Annotated in this window: 16 protein-coding genes; 7 read left to right on the top strand and 9 right to left on the bottom strand. The window is 62.3% G+C overall.

The window, feature by feature from the left end:
- Positions 1-178: 178 nt before the first annotated feature.
- The gene (locus HJC00_RS18260; RefSeq protein WP_221164440.1) at positions 179-1951 is read right to left on the bottom strand and encodes an adenylate/guanylate cyclase domain-containing protein; all 1773 of its coding nucleotides are present in this window, start codon (positions 1949-1951) and stop codon (positions 179-181) included.
- A gap of 275 nt (positions 1952-2226) precedes the next feature.
- On the opposite strand from HJC00_RS18260, the gene HJC00_RS18255 reads away from it, so the two are divergent.
- Positions 2227-2547 carry an antibiotic biosynthesis monooxygenase gene (locus HJC00_RS18255; protein ID WP_221164439.1) on the top strand — a complete coding sequence of 107 codons (321 nt, stop codon included), beginning with the start codon at positions 2227-2229 and terminating at the stop codon, positions 2545-2547.
- 16 nt (positions 2548-2563) lie between these two features.
- Here HJC00_RS18255 and HJC00_RS18250 read toward each other — a convergent pair whose 3' ends face one another.
- From HJC00_RS18250 to HJC00_RS18240, 3 genes are all read right to left on the bottom strand, one after another.
- Entirely contained in the window at positions 2564-3967 is a 1404-nt protein-coding gene (locus HJC00_RS18250; RefSeq protein WP_210630525.1) for an MATE family efflux transporter, read from the bottom strand.
- A gap of 145 nt (positions 3968-4112) precedes the next feature.
- Entirely contained in the window at positions 4113-5357 is a 1245-nt protein-coding gene (locus HJC00_RS18245; protein WP_221146995.1) for a TCR/Tet family MFS transporter, read from the bottom strand.
- Positions 5358-5418: 61 nt separating this feature from the next.
- The gene (locus tag HJC00_RS18240; RefSeq protein WP_221164438.1) at positions 5419-5589 is read right to left on the bottom strand and encodes a hypothetical protein; all 171 of its coding nucleotides are present in this window, start codon (positions 5587-5589) and stop codon (positions 5419-5421) included.
- 134 nt (positions 5590-5723) lie between these two features.
- Between HJC00_RS18240 and HJC00_RS18235 the strand changes: the two genes are divergently transcribed.
- Entirely contained in the window at positions 5724-6716 is a 993-nt protein-coding gene (locus HJC00_RS18235; protein WP_210630522.1) for an aldo/keto reductase, read from the top strand.
- Positions 6717-6874: 158 nt separating this feature from the next.
- On the opposite strand, the gene HJC00_RS18230 is transcribed toward HJC00_RS18235, so the two are convergent.
- Both HJC00_RS18230 and HJC00_RS18225 read right to left on the bottom strand, forming a co-directional pair.
- The gene (locus tag HJC00_RS18230) at positions 6875-7792 is read right to left on the bottom strand and encodes a neutral zinc metallopeptidase (protein WP_210630521.1); all 918 of its coding nucleotides are present in this window, start codon (positions 7790-7792) and stop codon (positions 6875-6877) included.
- Between the two features lie 109 nt (positions 7793-7901).
- On the bottom strand, positions 7902-8048 hold the full coding sequence (locus HJC00_RS18225; RefSeq protein ID WP_221164441.1) for a hypothetical protein: 147 nt from the start codon (positions 8046-8048) through the stop codon (positions 7902-7904).
- A 184-nt stretch (positions 8049-8232) separates the two neighbouring features.
- Here HJC00_RS18225 and HJC00_RS18220 point away from each other — a divergent pair, with 184 nt between their 5' ends.
- Positions 8233-9261: a zinc-dependent alcohol dehydrogenase family protein gene (locus HJC00_RS18220; protein WP_221164437.1), complete on the top strand. Its 1029-nt coding sequence runs from the start codon at positions 8233-8235 to the stop codon at positions 9259-9261.
- A gap of 169 nt (positions 9262-9430) precedes the next feature.
- Positions 9431-12919, top strand: a complete 3489-nt coding sequence (gene carB, locus HJC00_RS18215; protein WP_210630519.1) for a carbamoyl-phosphate synthase large subunit — start codon at positions 9431-9433, stop codon at positions 12917-12919.
- Positions 12920-12974: 55 nt separating this feature from the next.
- On the opposite strand, the gene HJC00_RS18210 is transcribed toward carB, so the two are convergent.
- Positions 12975-14429, bottom strand: a complete 1455-nt coding sequence (locus HJC00_RS18210; RefSeq protein ID WP_210630518.1) for a UdgX family uracil-DNA binding protein — start codon at positions 14427-14429, stop codon at positions 12975-12977.
- Positions 14429-15661 carry a putative DNA modification/repair radical SAM protein gene (locus HJC00_RS18205; RefSeq protein ID WP_221164436.1) on the bottom strand — a complete coding sequence of 411 codons (1233 nt, stop codon included), beginning with the start codon at positions 15659-15661 and terminating at the stop codon, positions 14429-14431. Before HJC00_RS18205 ends, HJC00_RS18210 begins: the two co-directional genes overlap by 1 nt.
- A 265-nt stretch (positions 15662-15926) precedes the next feature.
- Here HJC00_RS18205 and greA point away from each other — a divergent pair, with 265 nt between their 5' ends.
- On the top strand, positions 15927-16403 hold the full coding sequence (gene greA / locus HJC00_RS18200) for a transcription elongation factor GreA (protein ID WP_004672775.1): 477 nt from the start codon (positions 15927-15929) through the stop codon (positions 16401-16403).
- 27 nt (positions 16404-16430) lie between these two features.
- Positions 16431-17489: a glycosyltransferase family 4 protein gene (locus HJC00_RS18195; RefSeq protein WP_221164435.1), complete on the top strand. Its 1059-nt coding sequence runs from the start codon at positions 16431-16433 to the stop codon at positions 17487-17489.
- 220 nt (positions 17490-17709) lie between these two features.
- Here HJC00_RS18195 and HJC00_RS18190 read toward each other — a convergent pair whose 3' ends face one another.
- The gene (locus HJC00_RS18190) at positions 17710-19044 is read right to left on the bottom strand and encodes a dicarboxylate/amino acid:cation symporter (RefSeq protein ID WP_221164434.1); all 1335 of its coding nucleotides are present in this window, start codon (positions 19042-19044) and stop codon (positions 17710-17712) included.
- A gap of 224 nt (positions 19045-19268) precedes the next feature.
- Here HJC00_RS18190 and HJC00_RS18185 point away from each other — a divergent pair, with 224 nt between their 5' ends.
- On the top strand, positions 19269-21143 hold the full coding sequence (locus tag HJC00_RS18185) for an ATP-binding protein (RefSeq protein ID WP_221155684.1): 1875 nt from the start codon (positions 19269-19271) through the stop codon (positions 21141-21143).
- Position 21144 lies beyond the last annotated feature (1 nt).

Below are 21144 nucleotides of genomic sequence, written 5' to 3'. Positions count from 1 at the left end.
TTGCATGCCGCTTCAACCCGGAACTCAGCGCCAAATACGACCTCCTCATCAAAGCCGGCAAGCCGCCGAAGGTCGCCATCACAGCCATCATGCGAAAGATCATCCTGCTGGCAAACGCACTCCTGCGTCCTCCGTGCAAACGGCGGCAACGGGTTGAAGATCGGACATTAATCATTCGTCATTGTACGACACCGGCCTTGCGTAGCCCCTCCACGACAAGCTCGAAATCGGCGGGGTTCTTAAAGGGCAAGACTTTGCGGCGGTATTCCAGGGAGTATTCGGGATTGACCCGCAGCACTTCTTGCCACGTCGCGCGAGCCTCTTCGAAACGGCCGAGGTGCCCGTAACAGGCGGCCAAAAGCGCACGCGAGACATCAGTAACGGGGTTGCGGCTCACGCGCTGCAGCAATAGTTCGACGGCCTCTTGGTACCTTCTCAGTTGAAACAGAGCCAAGGCCTGAAAGTGCAGGACGACATCAGGAAAGTACGGGTTCAAGATCCTCGCCCGATCGAAACAGGCGAGTGCCTCCTCGGCTCTGCCTGAATAGATTAGTGCCTCGCCGAGGCTGACCTGCCCTTCAGCGAAGTTCGGATTGAGGACTATCGCGCGCTCGGCCTCGTTGATGGCTCTATCGTGCTGTCGCGAGTAAAGCTTGAGCACGCTCAGCGCCCAGTGTGCAACAGGATCGTTATCATCCCGCGCTACCGCCAGCGTCGCAGCCTCTTCAGCTTGCTCGATAGAGCGTTGCGGCGACGCGCTCCACCGGTTCAGGTAGTCGAGCCCGTGGGTAAGGGCGAGGAAGGCGTGCGCCGAGGCGAAGTCCGGGTCCAGTTCGACGGCACGTCGCAAAAGTTTGCGGGCGTCGCTGTTCGTCTGCTTCGTCAGCCGGTGCCACAGTTCCCGGCCACGCAGGAAGCAGTCATACGCCTCAGGGCGCCCGGTCTGCCCCGGCACCAGTCTTTTTCGATCCCCCTCTGTCAGGTTGACCGCCAGCGCATCGACGATCTGCTGCGTTACATCGTCCTGAACCGCGAATATGTCGGTTAGGTCGCGATCGAACCGCTCCGCCCATAAATGTCCGCCGGTGGTCGCGTCGATGAGCTGCGCGGTGATGCGTACCCTGTTCCCCGATTTGCGTACGCTGCCCTCAAGAACATGCCGCACGCCGAGCTTCGTGCCCACCTCCTGCACCTGGACGTTCTTGCCCTTGAAGGTGAACGACGAATTGCGGGCGATGACGAAGAGCTGCGACAGTTTCGATAGCGCCGTGATAATGTCTTCCGAGATGCCGTCGGCGAAGTAGTCCTGTTCGGCGTCACCGCTCATGTTGGCGAAGGGCAGGACGGCTATCGACAGCTTCGGCGACGTTGCCGTCGCCGGTTGGCTCGTCCCGGTTTCGGAAGTCGCGGCAGCCTTGGTCCCGGCGCTGCCGACTTGCAGCGAATAGACCCGGATCGGTTCGGCGATGTTCTTGAGTTGCGTGGTGCCGAGATCGCTGACCGAGAGATCAAGCCTCGCCTTGACCTGGCGATAGGCATCCTCGGACAGGCAGATTGTGCCCGCCGCGGCGACGCCCTCCAATCGCGAGGCGATGTTGACGCCGTCGCCCATCAGATCGCCGTCGCTTTCCTCGACGACGTCGCCCAGATGGATACCAATCCGGAACTCGATGCGACGGTCCTGCGGCACGCCGTCATTGCGCTCAACCATACCGTTCTGCACCTCAATGGCGCAGCGCACGGCGTCCACGACGCTGCGGAACTCGACCAGCGCCCCGTCGCCGGTGCGCTTCACCACCCGGCCATGGTGCACGGCGATCGTCGGTTCGATGAGATCGCTGCGCAGTGCCCGTAACCTCGCCAAGGTGCGGTCCTCGTCGGCGCCGGCAAGCCGGCTGTACCCGACCACGTCTGCGGCCAGGATTGCAGCTAGCTTTCGGTTCTCGCTCATCGCGCCGTCTCCTCACTTCCAGAATAGCAGGGAGACAGAGGGCAAGAAAGAACTTCCAGCCGCGGCTTAGAGCGATCTTGGTTGAGATCGACTTTTCCAATGGCTCATGGACGCACCCGACGTTGAAGCTCCACGCAATGGTGCATCAAGCTTGGAAAATATCCCCGAAACAGGAAAGCAATGGGCATTCGACCGGCCCTTCCCCTTTCACTCTTGACCTCAAGCATGCTTGAGGAATTACAGAACTGCCTGCAGATCCGATGCAGGAGATATAGATGAGCGGAGCTTTCTATCGTATCGACAAGTTCATCGTGCCGGCGGCGGCGCGTGAGGAATTTCTTGTCAAAGTGATGATGACCCACAAGCTGCTGGAGGCACAGGAGGGCTTCATCGAACACAAGGTGCTGGAGCAGGTGGCGGGTCCCGGCGAATTCAATTTCGTCACCATTGCCGAATGGCAGAATAACGAGGTCGTCGAGCGCGCGCGGGCAGCCGTGATGGCCGCCCATAAGGCCGCAAATTTCGATCCGCAGGAAATGTTTTCGCGTCTCGGCATTCGAGCCGATATCGCCAGTTACAAGCCTGTCGCCGCCTGAGCATGAGACGGCCGGCTCAGGCGCCGGCCGTCGCTCCCTCCCGGCGAAGCAGAAGATAGAACCGTCCGCAGAGCATGGCGGCCGCCGCCGCCAGCCCGACGAGGAAGCCGAACCAGATGCCGATGCCGCCCAGACCCAGCGGAAAAGCGAAGGCCCAGGCCAGGAAGAAGCCAATCGGCCAGTAAGCGATCAGCGCCATGATCATCGGCACGCGCGCGTCCTTCAGGCCGCGCAGCAATCCGTTGGCGATCACCTGCAGCCCATCCACCAGTTGGAAAAGCCCGGCAACGACGATCAGCGGCCCGGCATAGGCGAGCACCTCGGGCGCCTCGGGCGAACTGACGTCGAGGAACCAGCTGCCGAGGAATTGCGGCATGGTGGCAAAGAGCACCGAGCCCACCGCCGAAATGGCGCAGGCGAGGATGAACACCATGATCGAAGCCCGCACCAGCCCGTCATAATCGCCCTGCCCGTGCGCGACACCCACGCGCACCGTCGCCGCCTGGCTGAGGCCGAGTGGGATCATGAAGGCGATCGAGGCCCATTGCAGGGCAATGCCGTGGGCGGCAAGTTCGATCGTGCCGATATAGCCCATCAGCAGCGAGGCAACCGTGAAAAGGCTGACCTCGGCAAGGATGGTGACGCTGATCGGGAAACCGAGCCGGATGACTTCCAGCAGCGCATGCCAATCTGGCTTCCAGAACCGCACGAAGATCTCGTAGCGGCGCGTCTCCTCCCGCCTCTGCACGAAGGCAAGGATGAAGAGGAAACCAGCCGTCTGCACCACGACCGACACGATCGCCGCACCCTCGAGCCCCATCGCCGGAAAGCCGAAATGGCCGAGCACGAGGGCATAGGCGAAGAACGCGTTCATCACCAGCGTAACAATGGTGACGTTGAGGATGATGGCTGCCTTGCCGATGGCGCTGACCAGCGCGCGCATCACGTTGAAGAGCAGTGCCGGCAGCACGCCGAACTGACCGATCATGATATAGCCATGCGCGAGCTTGGCCACCTCGGGCTTCTGCTGCGCGAAGAGCAGGATCTGCTCGGAATTGAAGAAAGCGGGCTGCATGACGGCCCAATATCCAATCACCACCCACAGCCCCATGCGCAGCGATCGGCGCACAGAGACGACGTCGCCGCGACCATAGGCCTGCGCCACCATCGGAACGACGGCGATGGCAAAACCCGAACCGAAGATGAGGATGGTGAAAAGGAATTGAGCCGACAACACCATTGCCGCCAGATGCTCGGCGCCGAGGCGCCCGACGATCATCACGTCGGTGGTATTGATGCCGAGCTGAGCGAGCTGCGCGCCGATCAGCGGAATGCCGAGCGCCAGTGTTGCGCGGAAATGCGCCCCCCAACGATTATCGCTTGTCGGCGCAAGGCTGCGCGCGTCGATCGGCGTGTCCATGACACCAGTCCTGTGATTGAGATCGGCAACGCCCCGTAGTTGGCGCAAAAATATCACTGGGGCTTAAATCAAAGCCCCGCAAAGAACTACCCCAAAACAGGCAGATGATGAAAAATTCATCATACCATCACCATTTCTGATCGGTTCAGCCCACGCCTTCCAGCGCCTCGGCCGGCTTGCGGGCTCGAACCCTCGTGAGGAATACCCCGGCGGCCAGAACAATGAGCACGGCAGCCGTGAGATAAGGCGCACCGGCAAAGGTGACGGGCGCCTCAGGCCGCGTGAAATAGCCGAACATCTGCGTGAAGATCAGCGGCCCGACAATGGTGGTGATGCTGCTGAGGCTGGTCAGCGCGCCCTGCAACTCGCCCTGCGCCGAAGGCGGCACCTTGCCGGCGGCAATACTGCGCAGCGCCGGATCGGCGACGTTTTCGATGACCGTCGCCACGATGACGACATAAACCACCCAACCCTCCCAGGCGAAGGCATAGCCGGTCAGCCCCGCAGCGGAAAAGCAGAGGCCGAGAAGCGCGGTCTTCCATTCACCGAGCAGCGGCACGACGCGCGGCAGGACCAGCCCCATGACGAGTGCTGCGCCGATGCCGTAAATGCCGAGCGAAAGACCGATCTGGCCCTCGCTCCAGCCATAGCGATAGGTCGAGACGAAAGACCAGACCGAGGGATAGACGGCATGCGCCAGGAAAAACAGGAACATGACGAGGCTGACCCCGCCGATACCAGGGTAATGGCGCATCTGGCGCAACGCGCCGAGCGGATTGGCGCGTTTCCACTCGAAGTGGCGGCGGTTCTTCGCCTCCAGCGTTTCCGGCAGCAGAAAGCAGGCGGCAATGAAATTGAGAAGCGACAAAGCGGCAGCGCCGAGGAACGGCACGCGTGGGCCAAATTCCCCGAGGAATCCACCGATGACCGGGCCGATGGTGAAGCCGACGCCGAAGGCGATGCCGATCAGTCCGAAGTTCTTCGCCCGGTTCTCCTCCGTGCTGATATCGGCGATATAGGCCGAACAGGTGGCGAAGCTGCCGCCGCTGATGCCGGCCAGCACGCGGCCGACGAACAGCATCCAGAAGCTGGTGGCGATGCCGCAGATGAAATTGTCGATCGCGAAGGTCAGCACTGAAAGAAGAAGGATCGGCCGGCGGCCGAAACGGTCGGAGAGGTTTCCGAGCAGCGGCGCGAACAGGAACTGCATGCCGGCATAAACCAGCATCAGCCAGCCGCCGTCGATCGCCGCATCGCTGACACTGCCGCCGGTCAGTTGTTCCAGATAGGCGGGCAGCACCGGCATGATGATGGCGATGCCGATAATGTCAAGGAAGAGGATGATAAAGACCAGAAACAGGCCGCGGCGAACGAATTTGGGATCAAGCATGAAGCATCTCAACAGCAGTTATTTCTGAAAAGACGATCTCATCGCCGGAAAGTGACATAGCTCAGAAAAGAAACCGAAACAATCCGTGAACACTCCACAGCATTGTTGAGTTGTACGGGAAAATCGTCAGAGCCTCAACCGCCGGACGCGCACTGCTGTTTCCAATCGCCGAGGGGATGATTTCCCTTGCAATCGCCCCGGAGGCATCCAGATCAATCAAGGGATCGTGCATTGTGCATGCTCCCGCACAGCCTGTTCGGTGTCGTCCGATTATCACCCGGATGCGAAAGCGCTAAAACCGCATCGGCAGCGCTGCTTTGGCGTCGATGACCCGTCGCGCCAGGCTGGGCAACAAAGGAGAAGACAATGCAGACCTATCGTTTGGGACAGACCGGACCCGATGTCTCGGCCATCGGCCTCGGCTGCATGGGCATGTCGGGCATGTATGGTCCCGCCGACCGCGCGGAGAGCATTGCGACGATCCATGCCGCGCTCGATGCCGGCGTCAATCTGCTCGACACCGGCGATTTCTACGGCATGGGCCACAACGAAATGCTGGTCGGCGAGGCACTGAAGGGCCGCAGGCGCGAAGACGCTGTCATCAGCGTCAAGTTCGGCGCGCTTCGCGATCCCGCGGGCGGATGGAGCGGCATCGATGCCCGCCCGGCGGCCGTGAAGAATTTTCTCGCCTACACACTGCAGCGCCTCGGCGTCGACTATATCGACATCTACCGCCCTGCCCGCCTCGATCCGAATGTGCCGATCGAGGACACCGTCGGCGCGATCGCCGACCTGATCCAATCAGGCTACGTCAAACACATCGGTCTGTCGGAAGTCGGCGCCGAGACGATCCGTCGCGCCGCCGCCACCGCCCCGATTGTCGACCTGCAAATCGAATATTCGCTGATCTCGCGCGGGATCGAGGATCGCATCCTGCCGACGACGCGTGAACTCGGCATTTCGATTACCGCTTACGGCGTGCTTTCGCGCGGCCTGATCAGCGGCCATTGGCAGAAGGGCCAGGCCGCCGCCGGCGACTTCCGTACCCATAGTCCGCGCTTTCAGGAAGGCAATATCGATCAGAACCTCGCGCTGGTCGAGCAGCTGCGCGAGATCGCCCGAGCAAAAAGCGTCTCGGTCGCCCAGATCGCCATCGCCTGGGTCGCCGCCAAGGGCAAGGATATCGTCCCCCTCATCGGCGCCCGCCGCCGCGACCAGCTGACCGAGGCGCTCGGTTCACGCGCCGTCGACCTGTCGCCGGAGGATTTCGCCGCGATTGAACGCGCCGTGCCAAAGGACGCGGCCGCGGGCGGGCGTTATCCGGAACATATGCTGCAGCATATGGATAGTGAGAGGTAAGGCGCGAGGGGGGTACAGCCCCTCACCCTAACCCTCTCCCCTAAACGGGGCGAGGGAACGTGCCAGACGAGACTTGAGCGGGAAAACCGAGAGGCCGCGGCATATGCCCTTCGCCCCGCGTGCGGGGAGAAGGTGCCGGCAGGCGGATGAGGGGCATTTCAAACCGGCCCGGAAAACGTATCACACGCCGTCAGCTGCCCGCTATCGAAACCGCGCTTGAACCACCTGACACGCTGCGCTGAGGTGCCGTGGTTGAAGCTCTCGGGCACCACGTAACCCTGCGAGCGCTTCTGCAGCGTGTCGTCGCCGATCTGCTGGGCGGCGTTCAGCGCCTCCTCGAGATCACCGGCTTCCAAGATGCCCTTCTGCTGCGTGTATTTCCCCCAGATGCCGGCGAAGCAATCGGCCTGCAGCTCGACCCGCACCGACATCTTGTTGGCCTCCTCTTCGCTCATGCGCTGACGGGCCTGGTTGAACTTCGGCAGGATGCCGAGCAGGTTCTGCACGTGATGGCCGACCTCATGGGCAACGACATAGGCTTCGGCAAAATCGCCCGATGCGCCGAAGCGGTCAGACAGCTCCTGGAAGAACGCCGTGTCGAGATAGACCTTATGATCTCCAGGGCAATAAAACGGGCCAGTCGCGGCAGAAGCGAAACCGCAGGCCGACTGCGTCTGGTCGGAGAAAAGCACGAGCCGAGGCTCCTCGTAATCTCGGCCCTGTGCCTGGAAAATGCCGTTCCAAGTATCCTCGGTCTCGGCAAGGACGGTACGGACGAAGGCGGTCATTTCGTCATTGGCGGGCGTTCGAGCACCGGATTCGCTCTGCTCATAACCGGGACCGCTTGACATGTCGCCGGTCTCGAGCACCTGCAGCAGATCGACACCCATCATCTTGAAGATGAAATAGATGATGACGAGGAAAATGATGGTACCGATGCTCAAGCCGCCGCCGGCGCGGCGGACGCCGCCGCCCGAGGGAAAGCTGAAACCACCACCACGGCCAAAACCGCCGCCTGAGGGACTGCCGCGACGATCTTCGATATTGTCGGACTGACGCCGGCCTCTCCATTCCATTTTCGTTCTCCCCGGCAATGCCCGTGCTTGCGCTCAAGGAATTTATATAACCGCCGACAGGAGGAATTCCAGCGGCTTCAACCGCATGCAACACAGGCGGTTGAGCAGCTCACTTTTTCCTCGGGTTTGGTTGCGCCGGTCCCTTTTCTCCGCCACTTTTACCGCCGCCATGCGACTTGCCTTGGCCCTGACGTGCCAGCTCCTTATCCACGGTCTCCCGCGAGCCTTCCGCCGGTTCCTTGTCTTTCGGATCCATCATCACAGCTCCAGTTTCTCGGCTCGAAAACTTCAGGGAGAGGATATTGTTCCCTCAGCCCGGTCGGCCGCAGCCATGCCTCGACATGCGTCTCCCATCACGTAAAGAAGATGCGTCAACCGCTTGACGCGACTCCTGCTTTCGCTCTTCCTGTTAGAAGGGGAGAATGCGGGAGGAGACGGCGATGAAGGCGGTACGTCTGCAAGCGACGGGACAGTTGCATCTTTGCGAAGTCGAAAGGCCGGCACCAGGTCCGGGTGAATTGCTCGTCCGGATCGAGGCCTGCGGCATCTGCGGCACCGACCGCCATATCTTCCACGGCGAATTTCCGTCGAAGCCGCCGGTGACGCTCGGCCATGAATTCGCAGGCATCATCGAGACGGTCGGACCGGGTGTGACCGATTTCCGCCCCGGCATGCGCGTGACCGGCGATCCGAACATTTCCTGCGGCGGCTGCGAGGAATGCCGGCGCGGCCGCGTCAATCTCTGCCGGAACCTCCGGGCGATCGGCATTCACCGCGACGGCGGCTTCGCGGATTATGTCTGCATGCCGCAAAGCCAGGCCTTCGCGCTGCCTGCCGATCTGGATCCGCTCCACGGCGCCTTCTGCGAGCCGCTCGCCTGCTGCATTCACGGCGTCGATCTCGCCGGGCTGCAAGCCGGCGCCTCGGTCATCGTGCTCGGTGGCGGCGTGATCGGCCTGCTCACCCTTCAGTTGGCCAGGCTCGCCGGCGCGACTCGCGTCGTGCTGGTGACGCGGAGCCCTGGAAAACGCCGGCTGGCCGAAAGCCTCGGCGCCACGGCAACAGCGGATCCGGGCGACGGCGATATCATTGCCCGTCTCACCGACGCGGACGGACTGCTGCCCGGCGGCGCCGATGTCGTGTTCGAATGCGCCGGTGTCACGGATACCATGCAGCAGGCGCCCCGGCTTGCCCGCCGCGGCGGCAGCGCCGTCATTCTCGGCGTCATGCCGCAGGGAGCAAAGATCGAGATCGAGCCCTTCGACCTGCTGTTTCGCGAAGTCCGGCTGATAAGCTCCTTCGTCAACCCTTTCACCCATGGCCGCGCCGCCGATCTGATTGCCACCGGCAGGATCAAGGTCGAGCCGTTGATCTCCCGCAGGATCGGGCTCGCAGAAGCCCCGGAAGCGATCATCAATCCGGCGCGCGGCGGCGAAATCCGGGTGCTGGTCATCCCTGGACAGGAATAGCCCTTCGCGCCTATTCGGATTCCTGTCGATTCCGCGATTTATGGGGTTCCGTTTGCAAAAACATTTGCCTATAAGCCGCTTCTAGCCTGAAAAGACCCAGCATGCGCAACCGACCCGGTGATCTCCACCCTGGCCGGCTTTCTGCGCAGCCAGACAACGGATATCGCCCATGCCGAAGCGCCAAGACATCAAATCGATCCTCATCATCGGCGCGGGACCGATCGTCATTGGCCAGGCTTGCGAATTCGACTATTCCGGCACCCAGGCCTGCAAGGCGCTGAAGGAGGAAGGCTACCGCGTCATCCTCGTCAATTCCAACCCTGCGACGATTATGACCGATCCGGGTCTCGCCGACGCCACTTACGTCGAGCCGATCACCCCCGAAGTTGTTGCCAAGATCATCGCCAAGGAGCGCCCGGACGCACTGCTGCCGACCATGGGCGGCCAGACGGCACTGAACACCGCTCTCTCCCTGAAACGCATGGGCGTGCTCGACCGCTACAATGTCGAGATGATCGGCGCCAAGCCCGCCGCCATCGACATGGCCGAGGACCGCGCGCTGTTCCGCGAAGCCATGGCCCGCATCGGCCTGGAAACGCCGCGCTCGATGCTGGCAAACGCCACCGACATCAAGGATCTCGACCGCAAGACGCACGAGGCCGAGCGCAGCAAACTGCGCGAAAGCCTTTCCGGCCCCGACCTCGACAAGGCGCTGGACGAGCTGGAAAACCAGTGGAACCTCGGCGAGAGCGACCGCAAGCAGCGCTACCTGAACCACGCCATGGCGATCGCCGCCCAGGCGCTCGACCATGTCGGCCTGCCGGCCATCATCCGCCCCTCCTTCACCCTCGGCGGCACCGGCGGCGGCATTGCCTACAACCGCTCGGAATTCTTCGAGATCGTCGGCGGCGGCCTCGATGCTTCGCCGACCACCGAGGTGCTGATCGAAGAATCGGTGCTCGGCTGGAAGGAGTTTGAGATGGAAGTCGTCCGCGACACGGCGGACAACTGCATCATCATCTGCTCGATCGAGAATATCGATCCGATGGGCGTCCACACAGGCGATTCCATCACTGTCGCCCCGGCGCTGACGCTGACCGACAAGGAATACCAGATCATGCGCAACGCCTCGATCGCGGTGCTGCGCGAGATCGGCGTCGAGACCGGCGGCTCGAACGTCCAGTTCGCCGTCAATCCGAAAGATGGCCGCCTCGTCGTCATCGAAATGAACCCGCGCGTCTCGCGCTCCTCGGCACTCGCTTCCAAGGCCACCGGCTTCCCGATCGCCAAGGTCGCCGCCAAGCTCGCTATCGGCTACACGCTCGACGAGTTGGAAAACGACATCACCGGCGGCGCGACGCCGGCCTCCTTCGAGCCGTCGATCGATTATGTCGTCACCAAGATCCCGCGTTTCGCCTTCGAGAAATTCCCCGGCGCCTCGCCTGTTCTGACCACGGCCATGAAGTCGGTCGGCGAAGTCATGGCGATCGGCCGCACCTTTGCCGAATCGCTGCAGAAGGCGCTGCGTGGCCTCGAGACCGGCCTGACCGGCCTCGACGAAATCGAGATTCCCGACTTCGAGGAAGGCGAGTCCAGCCAGAACGCCATCCGCGCCGCCATAGGCACGCCGACGCCGGACCGCCTGCGCATGGTCGCCCAGGCGCTGCGCCAGGGCCTTACCATCGAAGAGGTGCATGAAGGCTGCAAGATCGACCCCTGGTTCATCGCCGAGCTCAAGAACATCGTCGACATGGAAGCCCGCATCCGCGAGCACGGCCTGCCCAATGATGCTGCCAACCTCCGCATGCTGAAGGCCATGGGCTTCTCCGACGCGCGCCTGGCGACGCTGACCGGCAAGCGCCCGAAGGAAGTCGCGGAACTGCGCAACGGCCTGAACGTCCGTCCGGTTTTCAAGCGCATCGACACCTGTGCGGCCGAATTCGCTTCGCCGACCGCCTATATGTATTCGACCTACGAGACGCCCTTCGTCGGCGCCGCCCGCTCGGAAGCTTTGGTGTCCGACCGCAAGAAGGTCGTCATCCTCGGCGGCGGCCCGAACCGAATAGGTCAGGGCATCGAGTTCGACTATTGCTGCTGCCATGCCGCCTTCGCGCTGAAGGATGCCGGTTATGAAGCGATCATGATCAACTGCAACCCGGAAACCGTGTCGACCGACTACGACACGTCGGACCGCCTCTATTTCGAGCCGCTGACGGCCGAAGACGTGATCGAAATACTGCGCGCCGAGCAGGAGAAGGGGCAAGTCGTCGGCGTCATCGTCCAGTTCGGCGGCCAGACGCCGCTGAAGCTTGCCGAGGCGCTCGAAAAGAACGGCATTCCGATCCTCGGCACCGCGCCTGATATGATCGACCTCGCCGAAGACCGCGACCGCTTCCAGAAGCTTCTGATGAAGCTCGACCTCAACCAGCCGAACAACGGCATCGCCTATTCGGTCGAGCAGGCCCGCCTCGTCGCCGCCGAAATCGGCTTCCCGCTTGTCGTTCGCCCGTCCTACGTACTCGGCGGCCGCGCCATGCAGATCCTGCATTCGGAGGGCCAGCTGCAGACCTACCTGCTGGACACGGTTCCGGAACTGGTGCCGGAGGACATCAAGCAGCGTTATCCCAACGACAAGACCGGCCAGATCAATACCCTGCTCGGCAAGAACCCGCTGCTCTTCGACAGCTACCTGACCCATGCGATCGAAGTCGACGTCGACTGCCTCTCCGACGGCACCGACGTCTATGTCGCCGGCATCATGGAGCACATCGAGGAAGCCGGCATCCATTCCGGCGACTCGGCCTGTTCGCTGCCGCCGCGCTCGTTGCCGGTCGAACTGCTCGACGAGCTGGAGCGCCAGGCGAAAGCCATGGCCAAGGCGCTCAATGTCGGCGGCCTGATGAACGTCCAGTTCGCCATCAAGGACGGCATCGTCTACGTGCTCGAGGTCAATCCGCGCGCTTCCCGCACCGTGCCCTTCGTCGCCAAGACCATCGGCGCGCCGATCGCCAAGATCGCCGCCCGTGTCATGGCCGGCGAGAAACTTGACGCCACCTTCGCCGCCTACGGGCCGAAGCCCGATCCGCGTAAGCTCACGCACATCGCCGTCAAGGAAGCCGTCTTCCCCTTCGCCCGCTTCCCCGGCGTCGACACGCTGCTCGGCCCGGAGATGCGCTCGACCGGCGAAGTGATCGGCCTCGACACCGATTTTGCACTGGCCTTCGCCAAGTCGCAGCTCGGCGCGGGCGTCGAACTGCCGCGTGACGGAACGGTTTTCGTCTCCGTGCGCGACGAGGACAAGCCGCGCGTGCTGCCGGCGATCCGCATCCTCGTCGAAGAAGGCTTCAAGGTGCTGGCAACTGGCGGCACCGCCCGCTTCCTCGGCGAAAACGGCATCACCGCCACCAAGATCAACAAGGTTCTGGAAGGCCGTCCGCATATCGAGGACGCCATCCGCAACCGCCAGGTCCAACTCGTCATCAACACCACCGACGGCAACAAGGCGATCTCGGACTCCAAGTCGCTGCGCCGTGCGACGCTGATGCAGAAGGTGCCCTATTACACGACGATGGCCGGCGCCGAAGCCGCCGCCCAGGCGATCAAGGCGCTGAAGGCCGGCAATCTCGAAGTGCGGCCGCTGCAAAGTTACTTCGCTTGAGACAGGGCAGCGCCACCGCTCGACGGGCAGTGGCGCGAACTCCACCGGAATCAATTTATCCGGCTGAGACCATAAGCCGCTGAACCTTCAGCATATCCACGCGAAACCGGGCCAGCTCCTCCGCCTTCAGTCGCTCGTCCGGAATGCGCAGCAGATAGGACGGATGCACCGTCACGAAGAGCGTGCGCCCTCCTTCGATCGCCATCGCCCTTCCCCTGACATCCTGCAGGCGCTCTTTGACATCGGTCAGCGCCGCAAGCGCCGTCGCCCCCAATGCGACAATCAGTTTCGGCTTGAGGAGCGCCATCTCGCGATCGAGCCACCAGCGGCAATGCTTCACCTCATTCATATTCGGCTTCTGATGGATGCGACGCTTGCCCCGCGGCTCGTATTTGAAATGCTTGACGGCATTGGTGACGTAGAGCCTCGAGCGGTCGATGCCCGCCTCCGATATCACCTGATCGAGAAGCCTGCCGGCGGGACCGACGAAGGGACGCCCGGAAATATCCTCCTGGTCGCCCGGCTGCTCGCCGACGAACATCACCTGCGCATCGCGCGGCCCCTCTCCGAATACCGTCCGCGTCGCATTTGCATGAAGCGGGCAGCGTGTGCAGACAGCGGCCTCCGCGCGCAGTGCTTCCAGCGTGCCCGCAGTAGCCGCTGGTTCTGCGGGGAGATTGCGCGCGGCCCGCTGCAAGCGGTCGTGAAACGGCAGCGACTGCGTCGCCTCCCGCGCCGCCATCTCCCGCACCTTGCTTTCGGCCGATGCAATCAAGCCAGGAATGAGGTCGGCCTCCGGCAGGTTCTTCCAGTATTTCTTCGGCATCTCCGCCTGCATCGCCTTCACCTTCAACCGCGCGGGGTTGAAGATGCTGGCATAGTAGGTTCGCCAGAGTTCGTCCGTGGCATCGGTGAGATTAGGCCTTTCGCATGGCTCGTCGGCAATCGTCAGCCGCTCGCCGTTCCAGGCCGCCGAGCCCTTGGGCGTGGCGATTAGCCAGTCCATGTCGCTGAAACGGCGCTGGAAAAAGGGAGCCGTGCGCCTGACGACATGATGGTCCGGCTCGAACCAGGCGAGGAATTTCCGACGACCTGCCGATACCGCGCCGACTTCCTTGAAACGGACGAAGGCCGTCATCTTGTGCGCGTCGCGCCGAATGTTCTTCGCCATCAGCCTGGCCCGCACAACATCCTCGTCGGAGGTCACCTCCAGCAGTTGCCGATCCAGCTGCAGCCTCCAGAGGAGACGGTACAGCAGAGAAAATCGCGCCGGATCGGAATGGCAGAGGACGGTCTCAGCAAGCTCGATGAAAGCGGGCGGCACCGTCATCGGCTTACGCGTTGTCGCAGGCGCTGGCGGCATGGCGTCCCGTTGAAACGACAGATCGGCCTCGGCGCTTTTTTCGCGCCAGTCGATCTCCTCGGGCAAGATGCCGGCTGCCGCCAAAACGCGTGCGGCATCGCGCCATTCGCCAAGATCTCCACGTCCTGCAAGCACGACCCGGCGCATCACAGCAAGGACAATTGTTCATGCTGCGGCTCGAACACGGCGCGCAGGTCCGGGCGGTCGACCAGCCGTCGCGGCGACCAGCCTTCCGCGGAGATGAAGGATTGGACTTTCTTGATCGAAACTCCGAGTCGGGAGAGATCATCAAGCCGCAGGCGACGAAAACAGCGCGCAGAGACGATCGCTTTCACGGTTTTGGTGCCGAGGCCCGGCACACGCAGCAACCGCTCGCGCTCGGCCTTGTTGATGTCGACGGGAAATTCGCCCCGGTTGGCAAGCGCCCAGGCAAGCTTCGGATCGAGATTGAGATCGAGCATGCCGTCCGCCTGGTTCGCAGTAATCTCCTCGATGCCGAAACCGTAGAACCGATAGAGCCAGTCGGCCTGGTAAAGCCGATGCTCGCGCATCAGCGGCGGCTTGATCAGCGGCAGGTTTTTCGAGGAGTCCGGGATGGGGCTGAAGGCGGAGTAATAGACGCGCCTCAGGCCATAGCTGCTGTAGAGCCGGCCGCTGCTCGCCAGAATAGTCGCGTCATTGGCCCCATCCGCCCCGACGATCATCTGCGTGCTCTGGCCGGCTGGCACGAAACGCTGGCGTTTCCCGGTCTTAAGCGTCGGTTCATCGGCAGCCTCGATCTTCGACCTGATATCCGCCATCGATCGTCTGATATTGACGGGCTTCTTTTCCGGCGCGAAACGGGAAATCCCGCTGTCGGTCGGCAGCTCGATATTGAGCGACAGCCGATCGGCATGAAGCCCCGCCTCCTCGAGCAGATGCGGCGACGCCTCGGGGATCGCTTTCAGATGGATATAGCCGCGGAAATTATGCGTCACCCGCAGCTCGCGGACGATGCGGACCATCTCCTCCATCGTGTAATCGGAAGAGCGAATGATGCCGGAGGAAAGGAAGAGGCCTTCGATATAGTTGCGTCGGTAGAATTCGAGCGTCAGCCAGACGACTTCCTCCGTCGTGAAGCGTGCGCGCTCGACATTGCTGGAGGAGCGATTGACGCAATAGGCACAGTCGTAGATGCAGAAATTGGTGAGCAGGATCTTCAGAAGCGAAATGCACCGTCCATCCGGAGCATAGGCATGGCAGATGCCGGATCCCTCGGTCGAACCCAGTCCGCCGCTTGCGCTCGAATCGCGTTTCACCGTGCCGCTGGAGGCACAGGAAGCATCGTATTTTGCGGCATCGGAAAGGATGGCCAAACGTTCGGTTAGCGACTTCTTCATTAGTATGTTCACTATATGTTCCATGGCGCAAAGTCAATCCCGGCGCGGCTGCCGCTCCCCCGTTTGGCACGCATCACCCGACGTACCAGCGGGTATCCGTTTCATTTATGCGAATTTTCTGGAAATCAGCCGTGGCGATCTGCTATAAGCATGCAACTATGATTGTGGCACGGTTCCGAAGTTCCTCTTCGGGACCTGTTTTCTTTTGTGTGTGCCTGACTGTGCTGACGCAAGACGGCGGCCGCAAGGAGTGAAGGACAGAAAAATGGTTGATAAGGTACCGATGACACAGGGTGGTTTCGTCAAGCTGCAGGAAGAGCTGCGCTGGCGTCAGCAGGAGGAGCGCCCCCGAATCATCGAGGCGATCGCCGAAGCCCGTGCTCATGGCGACCTTTCCGAAAATGCCGAATACCATGCCGCCAAGGAAGCCCAGAGCCACAATGAGGGCCGCATCACCGAGCTGGAAGACCTGACGGCCCGCGCCGAGGTCATCGACCTCACGAAAATGTCCGGCGACAAGATCAAGTTCGGCGCCAAGGTGAAGCTCGTTGACGAGGACACCGAGGAAGAAAAGACCTACCAGATCGTTGGCGACCAGGAAGCCGACGTCAAGGCCGGCCGCATCTCCATCTCCTCCCCGATCGCCCGTGCGCTGATCGGCAAGGAAGTCGGCGATTCCATCGAGGTCAATGCGCCGGGCGGCTCCAAGGCCTACGAAATCCTACAGGTTTCCTGGGGCTGATCGCCCGTCAGACACGAGACCCATTCCTTGCCGGATATTCGTGACGTCGAGATCATCGCGCCCAACTTCAAGCGCCGGCTCTCCGGCGTCACGTCGACCATCGTTCAGCTCATCCCATGCCAGATCTGGCTTGGGATGCGCATAGCGACGCTCGGCCCCGGCCTGCCGGAGGGCTTGGCCAAACTGAGATGGGCGCAGCTTTTCGGGCTGTGGCGTCCGCCGGCCAAGCGACGTCACCGCGTCTGGCACGCCCGCCGCAACAATGAGATGGCCGTCGGCATCCTGCTTCGCCATGTCCTGCGCATGCCGCTGAAGCTGCTCTTCACTTCGGCGGCGCAACGCCGTCACACCGCCTATACGAAATGGCTGATCCGCCGCATGGACGCGGTGATCGCGACCAGTGACCGCTCAGGCTCCTTCCTCGAAGTGCCTCACACTGTCATCCAGCACGGCGTCGACCTTTCTCTCTTTCACCCACCGGAAACCGCCGACGACGGCATAACCGCGACCGGCCTGCCCGGCCGCTATCTCGTCGGCTGCTTCGGCCGCGTGCGCCATCAGAAAGGCACCGATCTATTCGTTAAGGCGATGATCGAGCTCTTGCCGCAGCATCCGGAATGGACAGCCGTCGTCTCCGGCCGCGTGACGGCCGAGCACACCGCCTTCGCCGAAAAGCTCAAGGCCGATGTCGCCGCCGCCGGGCTCACCGACCGCATCCTGTTTCTCGGCGAAGTGCCTGATATCAAGGTCTGGTATCGCCGCCTGACGCTCTACGTCGCCCCTTCCCGCAACGAGGGTTTCGGCTTGACGCCGCTCGAAGCCATGGCCTCGCGGACGGCCGTAGTGGCATCGGATGCGGGCGCCTATGCCGAACTCATTGCCGAGGGCGAGACCGGTTCGGTCGTGGCTGCAGGCGATGGCGAAGCGCTGACGCGGGCAATCGCCCCCTATATCGCAGATCCGGCGCTGGCGATCGTGCATGGCGAGAATGCATTGCGTCATGTCCGGGCGAATTTCGCGCTGGAGAAGGAAGCAAAAGCGATTGGCGCTGTTTACGATCGCCTTCTCGGCGACAACAGTGGTTAAAGCCGAAACGGGAAACTGCCTGCTGAAAAAGCCGGCCAACTTCTCCTTCGTCATGCTCAGGCTTCCCGAGCATCTGCCTCCGTTTGATAGGGCAGCAGATCCTTCGGCACAACAAGGCCGAGGATGACGTCGACTAGAGAACGAGAGTTATCAACGAGCGAACGGCCCATCGGATGACGGGCCGCTGCAAATATCCAAGAATGGCGAACAGGTCGGCCTGTTATTCCGCCGGCTGAAGTCCGGCAGCCGGAGCGCCCTGTTCTGCCTGGCCGCCCAGCGCTCTGGCGAGCTGCGCCGTATCCAGCTCGTTTTCCCAACGGGCAACGACGATCGTCGCGACCGCATTGCCGACGAGGTTGGTCAGCGCCCGGCACTCCGACATGAAGCGATCGATGCCGAGGATGAGCGCCATGCCGGCGACCGGCACGGAGGGCACGACGGAGAGCGTCGCGGCAAGGGTGATGAAGCCGGCGCCGGTGATGCCGGCAGCACCCTTGGAGCTCAGCATCGCTACCAGCAGCAGCAGGATCTGGTCACCCCAGGAGAGATTGATGCCGGTCGCCTGGGCAATGAAGAGGGCTGCCAGCGTCATGTAGATATTGGTGCCGTCGAGGTTGAAGGAATAGCCGGTGGGGATGACGAGGCCGACGACCGAGCGCTTGCAGCCGGCCTTTTCCATCTTGTTCATCAGTCCCGGAAGTGCGGCTTCGGAAGACGAGGTGCCGAGAACCAGCAGCAATTCTTCCTTGATGTAGCGCAGCAGCACCAGGATCGAGAAGCCGTTATAGCGGGCGACGGCGCCGAGCACGACAAGGACGAAGAGCAGCGAGGTGAGGTAGAAGGTGCCGATCAGCATGGCGAGGTTGGCGATCGATCCGACGCCGTACTTGCCGATCGTGAAGGCCATGGCGCCGAAGGCGCCGATCGGGGCGGCCTTCATCAGGATGGCAACGAGCTTGAAGACGGGGGCCGTCAGGGCGTTGAGGAAATTGACGACCTGCTCGCCCTTTTCGCCAACCATGGCGAGCGCGATGCCGAAGAGCACCGAGAAGAACAGCACCTGCAGAATATCGCCATCGGCAAAGGCGCCGACGATCGTCGACGGGATGATATTCGTCAGGAAGCCGACGATGCTCTGCTCATGCGCCTTATCGGCAAAGGTGGCGACGGCCTTCGGGTCGAGGGATGCCGGATCGATGTTCATGCCGGCGCCGGGCTGGACGACGTTGGCGACGATCATGCCGATGACGAGCGCCAGCGTCGAGAAGGTCAGGAAGTAGAGCATCGCCTTGCCAGCGACGCGGCCGACCTTCTTCAGGTCGCTCATGCCGGCAATGCCGGTGGCCACCGTCAGGAAGATGACCGGCGCGATCACCATCTTGACGAGCTTGATGAAGGCATCGCCGAGCGGCTTCAGCTGGGTGCCGAGGTCGGGATAGAAATGACCGAGAATGATACCCGCAGCGATAGCGGCGAGAACCTGGACGTAGAGATGGGAATAAAAGGGCTTCCTGCCCTTGCTGTCTGCGACTGTATCGAGTGGTGCTGCGATCATGATTTCCTCCTAAAGGCTCGTCCGGAACGAACTCCGGCCTCCCGAGCCGTTCGCTTCAATCCAACAGCTCAGCCGTTGTTGCCATCTCTTTCGCAAGCGCCGTGCCAGTTTCGCGCCACCTTTCTAGAGCCTTGTATTTCCAGCATAAAAACTTTCTGTAGGCCGATGGCTCGTTCAGGAGATGCGAAAAGCCACACAAATCTATTTGCGTCTCGTGCGGAAAAATGCACAAATCCCCCATGTCCTTGTCAGTCTCGCAAAGGCCTTGGCCCGCCTTGCCCTTGCAGCACCGCATCCGCCGGATGTGGTGGGCCTATGCAGTGCTCGCCCTCTCGGCCATCGTCGCAAGCCTCTGGGTCAGCGGCGAGATCGGCCGGCGCCGGGCGGAGGCTGCCCTGGAGGAACAGGCCCGCAACGATGCGAGGATGAACGTGGCGCTGCTGCGCACCGTCCTCGAAAAATACCGGGCGCTGCCCTTCGTGCTGTCGCAAGATGCCGCGCTCGCCGCCGCCCTGGCTGGACGCGACGCCGGCACTTTCGAGCAGTTGAACCGGAAGCTTGAGACACTGGCCGCCGGCACGAAGGCCGCCGTCATCTATGTCATCGACAAGAACGGAATCGCGGTTTCAGCCAGCAACTGGCGCGAACCGACGAGCTTCGTCGGCAACGACTATCGTTTCCGCGAGTATTTTCAGGGCGCTGTCGCTCGAGGGCAGGCAGAGCATTTCGCGCTCGGCACCGTCAGCAAGAAGCCCGGCCTTTATATTTCCGAGCGGATATCAGGCGATGACGGTCTCCTGGGCGTCGTCGTCGTCAAGGTCGAATTCGACGATATCGAGACGGATTGGAATGGCTCGGGCGCCCCGTCCTACGTCATCGACGATCGTGGCATTGTCCTCATCACCAGCATTCCCTCCTGGCGGTTCATGACGATCGGCCGTATCGCCGAGGATCGGCTGACGGCGATCCGCGAGAGCCTTCAATTCGGCGACGCGCCGCTTCAGCCGCTGCCGCTCGATATCATCAGTCACCTAGGCGACAGGCTTGATGTCGTCGAGATCGTCACGCCCGGCGGCGCGGGAAAAACCAGCTTTCTCGATGTGGGGATGCCGATCCCTGCGACCGGCTGGCATCTGCAGCATCTTGTTGCATTGGGGCCGTCCATCGATGCCGCGGTCCGCGAAACGCGCATGCTGGCGCTGCTCTTGCTTTTGCCGCTGCTGGCGGGCGCAGCCTTCCTCTTGCGCCGCCGCCAGACGACCACCCTTCGAATTTTCAGGGAGCAGCAGGCGCGCGAAGAACTGGAACGGCGCGTGGCCGAACGGACGCTTGATCTCAGCCAGGCGCGGGATCGGCTGCAGGCCGAGATCGCCGGTCACCGCAGCACCGAGCAGAAGCTGCAGGCCGTGCAGCAGGATCTGGTGCAGGCCAACCGGCTGGCAATCCTGGGCCAAGTGGCCGCCGGCGTCGCCCACGAGATCAACCAGCCGGTGGCGACCATCCGCGCCTATGCGGACAATGCCCGCACCTTCCTCGACCGCGGCCAGACGGCGCCCGCCGGTGAAAATCTTCAGAACATCGCCGCTCTGACGGAGCGCATCGGCTCGATCACCGAGGAGCTGAAGAGCTTCGCCCGCAAGGGCCGCGGCAGCGCCGAGCCGACAGGCCTGAAGGACGTCATCGAGGGCGCGGTGATGCTGCTGCGTAGCCGATTTGCCGGACGCATGGATACGCTCGACATCGAGCTGCCGCCGGCCGAACTGCAGGTCATGGGCAGTAGGATCCGTCTCGAGCAGGTGCTGATCAACCTGCTTCAGAATGCGCTGGAGGCCGTGGCCCCGAAAGCCGACGAGGCGCGCGTCGAGGTCAGGACATCGAATGACCAGGAGATCGTGACGCTGACGGTCGCCGACAACGGCCCCGGCATTTCGCCCGATATCCGCAAGGGCCTGTTCACGCCCTTCAACACCTCGAAGGAAAAAGGTCTCGGCCTGGGCCTCGTTATCTCCAAGGATATCGTCGGCGATTACGGCGGCCGGATGGAGGTGGAGAGCGATGGCAGCGGGACAAGGTTCATCGTTCATCTGAGGAGGGCCTGAT

The sequence above is a fragment of the Rhizobium sp. NLR22b genome, assembly GCF_019685295.1.
In the GTDB taxonomy this organism is placed as follows: domain Bacteria; phylum Pseudomonadota; class Alphaproteobacteria; order Rhizobiales; family Rhizobiaceae; genus Rhizobium.
The sequence above is the reverse complement of the archived record's forward strand: the minus strand, read 5'-3'. Positions and strand labels throughout refer to the sequence as shown.

What these genes read in the sequence shown, in the direction of transcription:
- HJC00_RS18245 (WP_221146995.1), bottom strand. Translation starts at nt 5,357, where the DNA reads ATGCTTGATCCCAAATTCGTTCGCCGCGGCCTGTTTCTGGTCTTTATC.
- HJC00_RS18185 (WP_221155684.1), top strand. Translation starts at nt 19,269, where the DNA reads ATGCACAAATCCCCCATGTCCTTGTCAGTCTCGCAAAGGCCTTGGCCC.
- HJC00_RS18255 (WP_221164439.1), top strand. Translation starts at nt 2,227, where the DNA reads ATGAGCGGAGCTTTCTATCGTATCGACAAGTTCATCGTGCCGGCGGCG.
- HJC00_RS18250 (WP_210630525.1), bottom strand. Translation starts at nt 3,967, where the DNA reads ATGGACACGCCGATCGACGCGCGCAGCCTTGCGCCGACAAGCGATAAT.
- HJC00_RS18220 (WP_221164437.1), top strand. Translation starts at nt 8,233, where the DNA reads ATGAAGGCGGTACGTCTGCAAGCGACGGGACAGTTGCATCTTTGCGAA.
- HJC00_RS18225 (WP_221164441.1), bottom strand. Translation starts at nt 8,048, where the DNA reads ATGGATCCGAAAGACAAGGAACCGGCGGAAGGCTCGCGGGAGACCGTG.
- HJC00_RS18190 (WP_221164434.1), bottom strand. Translation starts at nt 19,044, where the DNA reads ATGATCGCAGCACCACTCGATACAGTCGCAGACAGCAAGGGCAGGAAG.
- HJC00_RS18205 (WP_221164436.1), bottom strand. Translation starts at nt 15,661, where the DNA reads ATGAAGAAGTCGCTAACCGAACGTTTGGCCATCCTTTCCGATGCCGCA.
- greA (WP_004672775.1), top strand. Translation starts at nt 15,927, where the DNA reads ATGGTTGATAAGGTACCGATGACACAGGGTGGTTTCGTCAAGCTGCAG.
- HJC00_RS18240 (WP_221164438.1), bottom strand. Translation starts at nt 5,589, where the DNA reads ATGCACGATCCCTTGATTGATCTGGATGCCTCCGGGGCGATTGCAAGG.
- carB (WP_210630519.1), top strand. Translation starts at nt 9,431, where the DNA reads ATGCCGAAGCGCCAAGACATCAAATCGATCCTCATCATCGGCGCGGGA.
- HJC00_RS18235 (WP_210630522.1), top strand. Translation starts at nt 5,724, where the DNA reads ATGCAGACCTATCGTTTGGGACAGACCGGACCCGATGTCTCGGCCATC.
- HJC00_RS18210 (WP_210630518.1), bottom strand. Translation starts at nt 14,429, where the DNA reads ATGCGCCGGGTCGTGCTTGCAGGACGTGGAGATCTTGGCGAATGGCGC.
- HJC00_RS18230 (WP_210630521.1), bottom strand. Translation starts at nt 7,792, where the DNA reads ATGGAATGGAGAGGCCGGCGTCAGTCCGACAATATCGAAGATCGTCGC.
- HJC00_RS18260 (WP_221164440.1), bottom strand. Translation starts at nt 1,951, where the DNA reads ATGAGCGAGAACCGAAAGCTAGCTGCAATCCTGGCCGCAGACGTGGTC.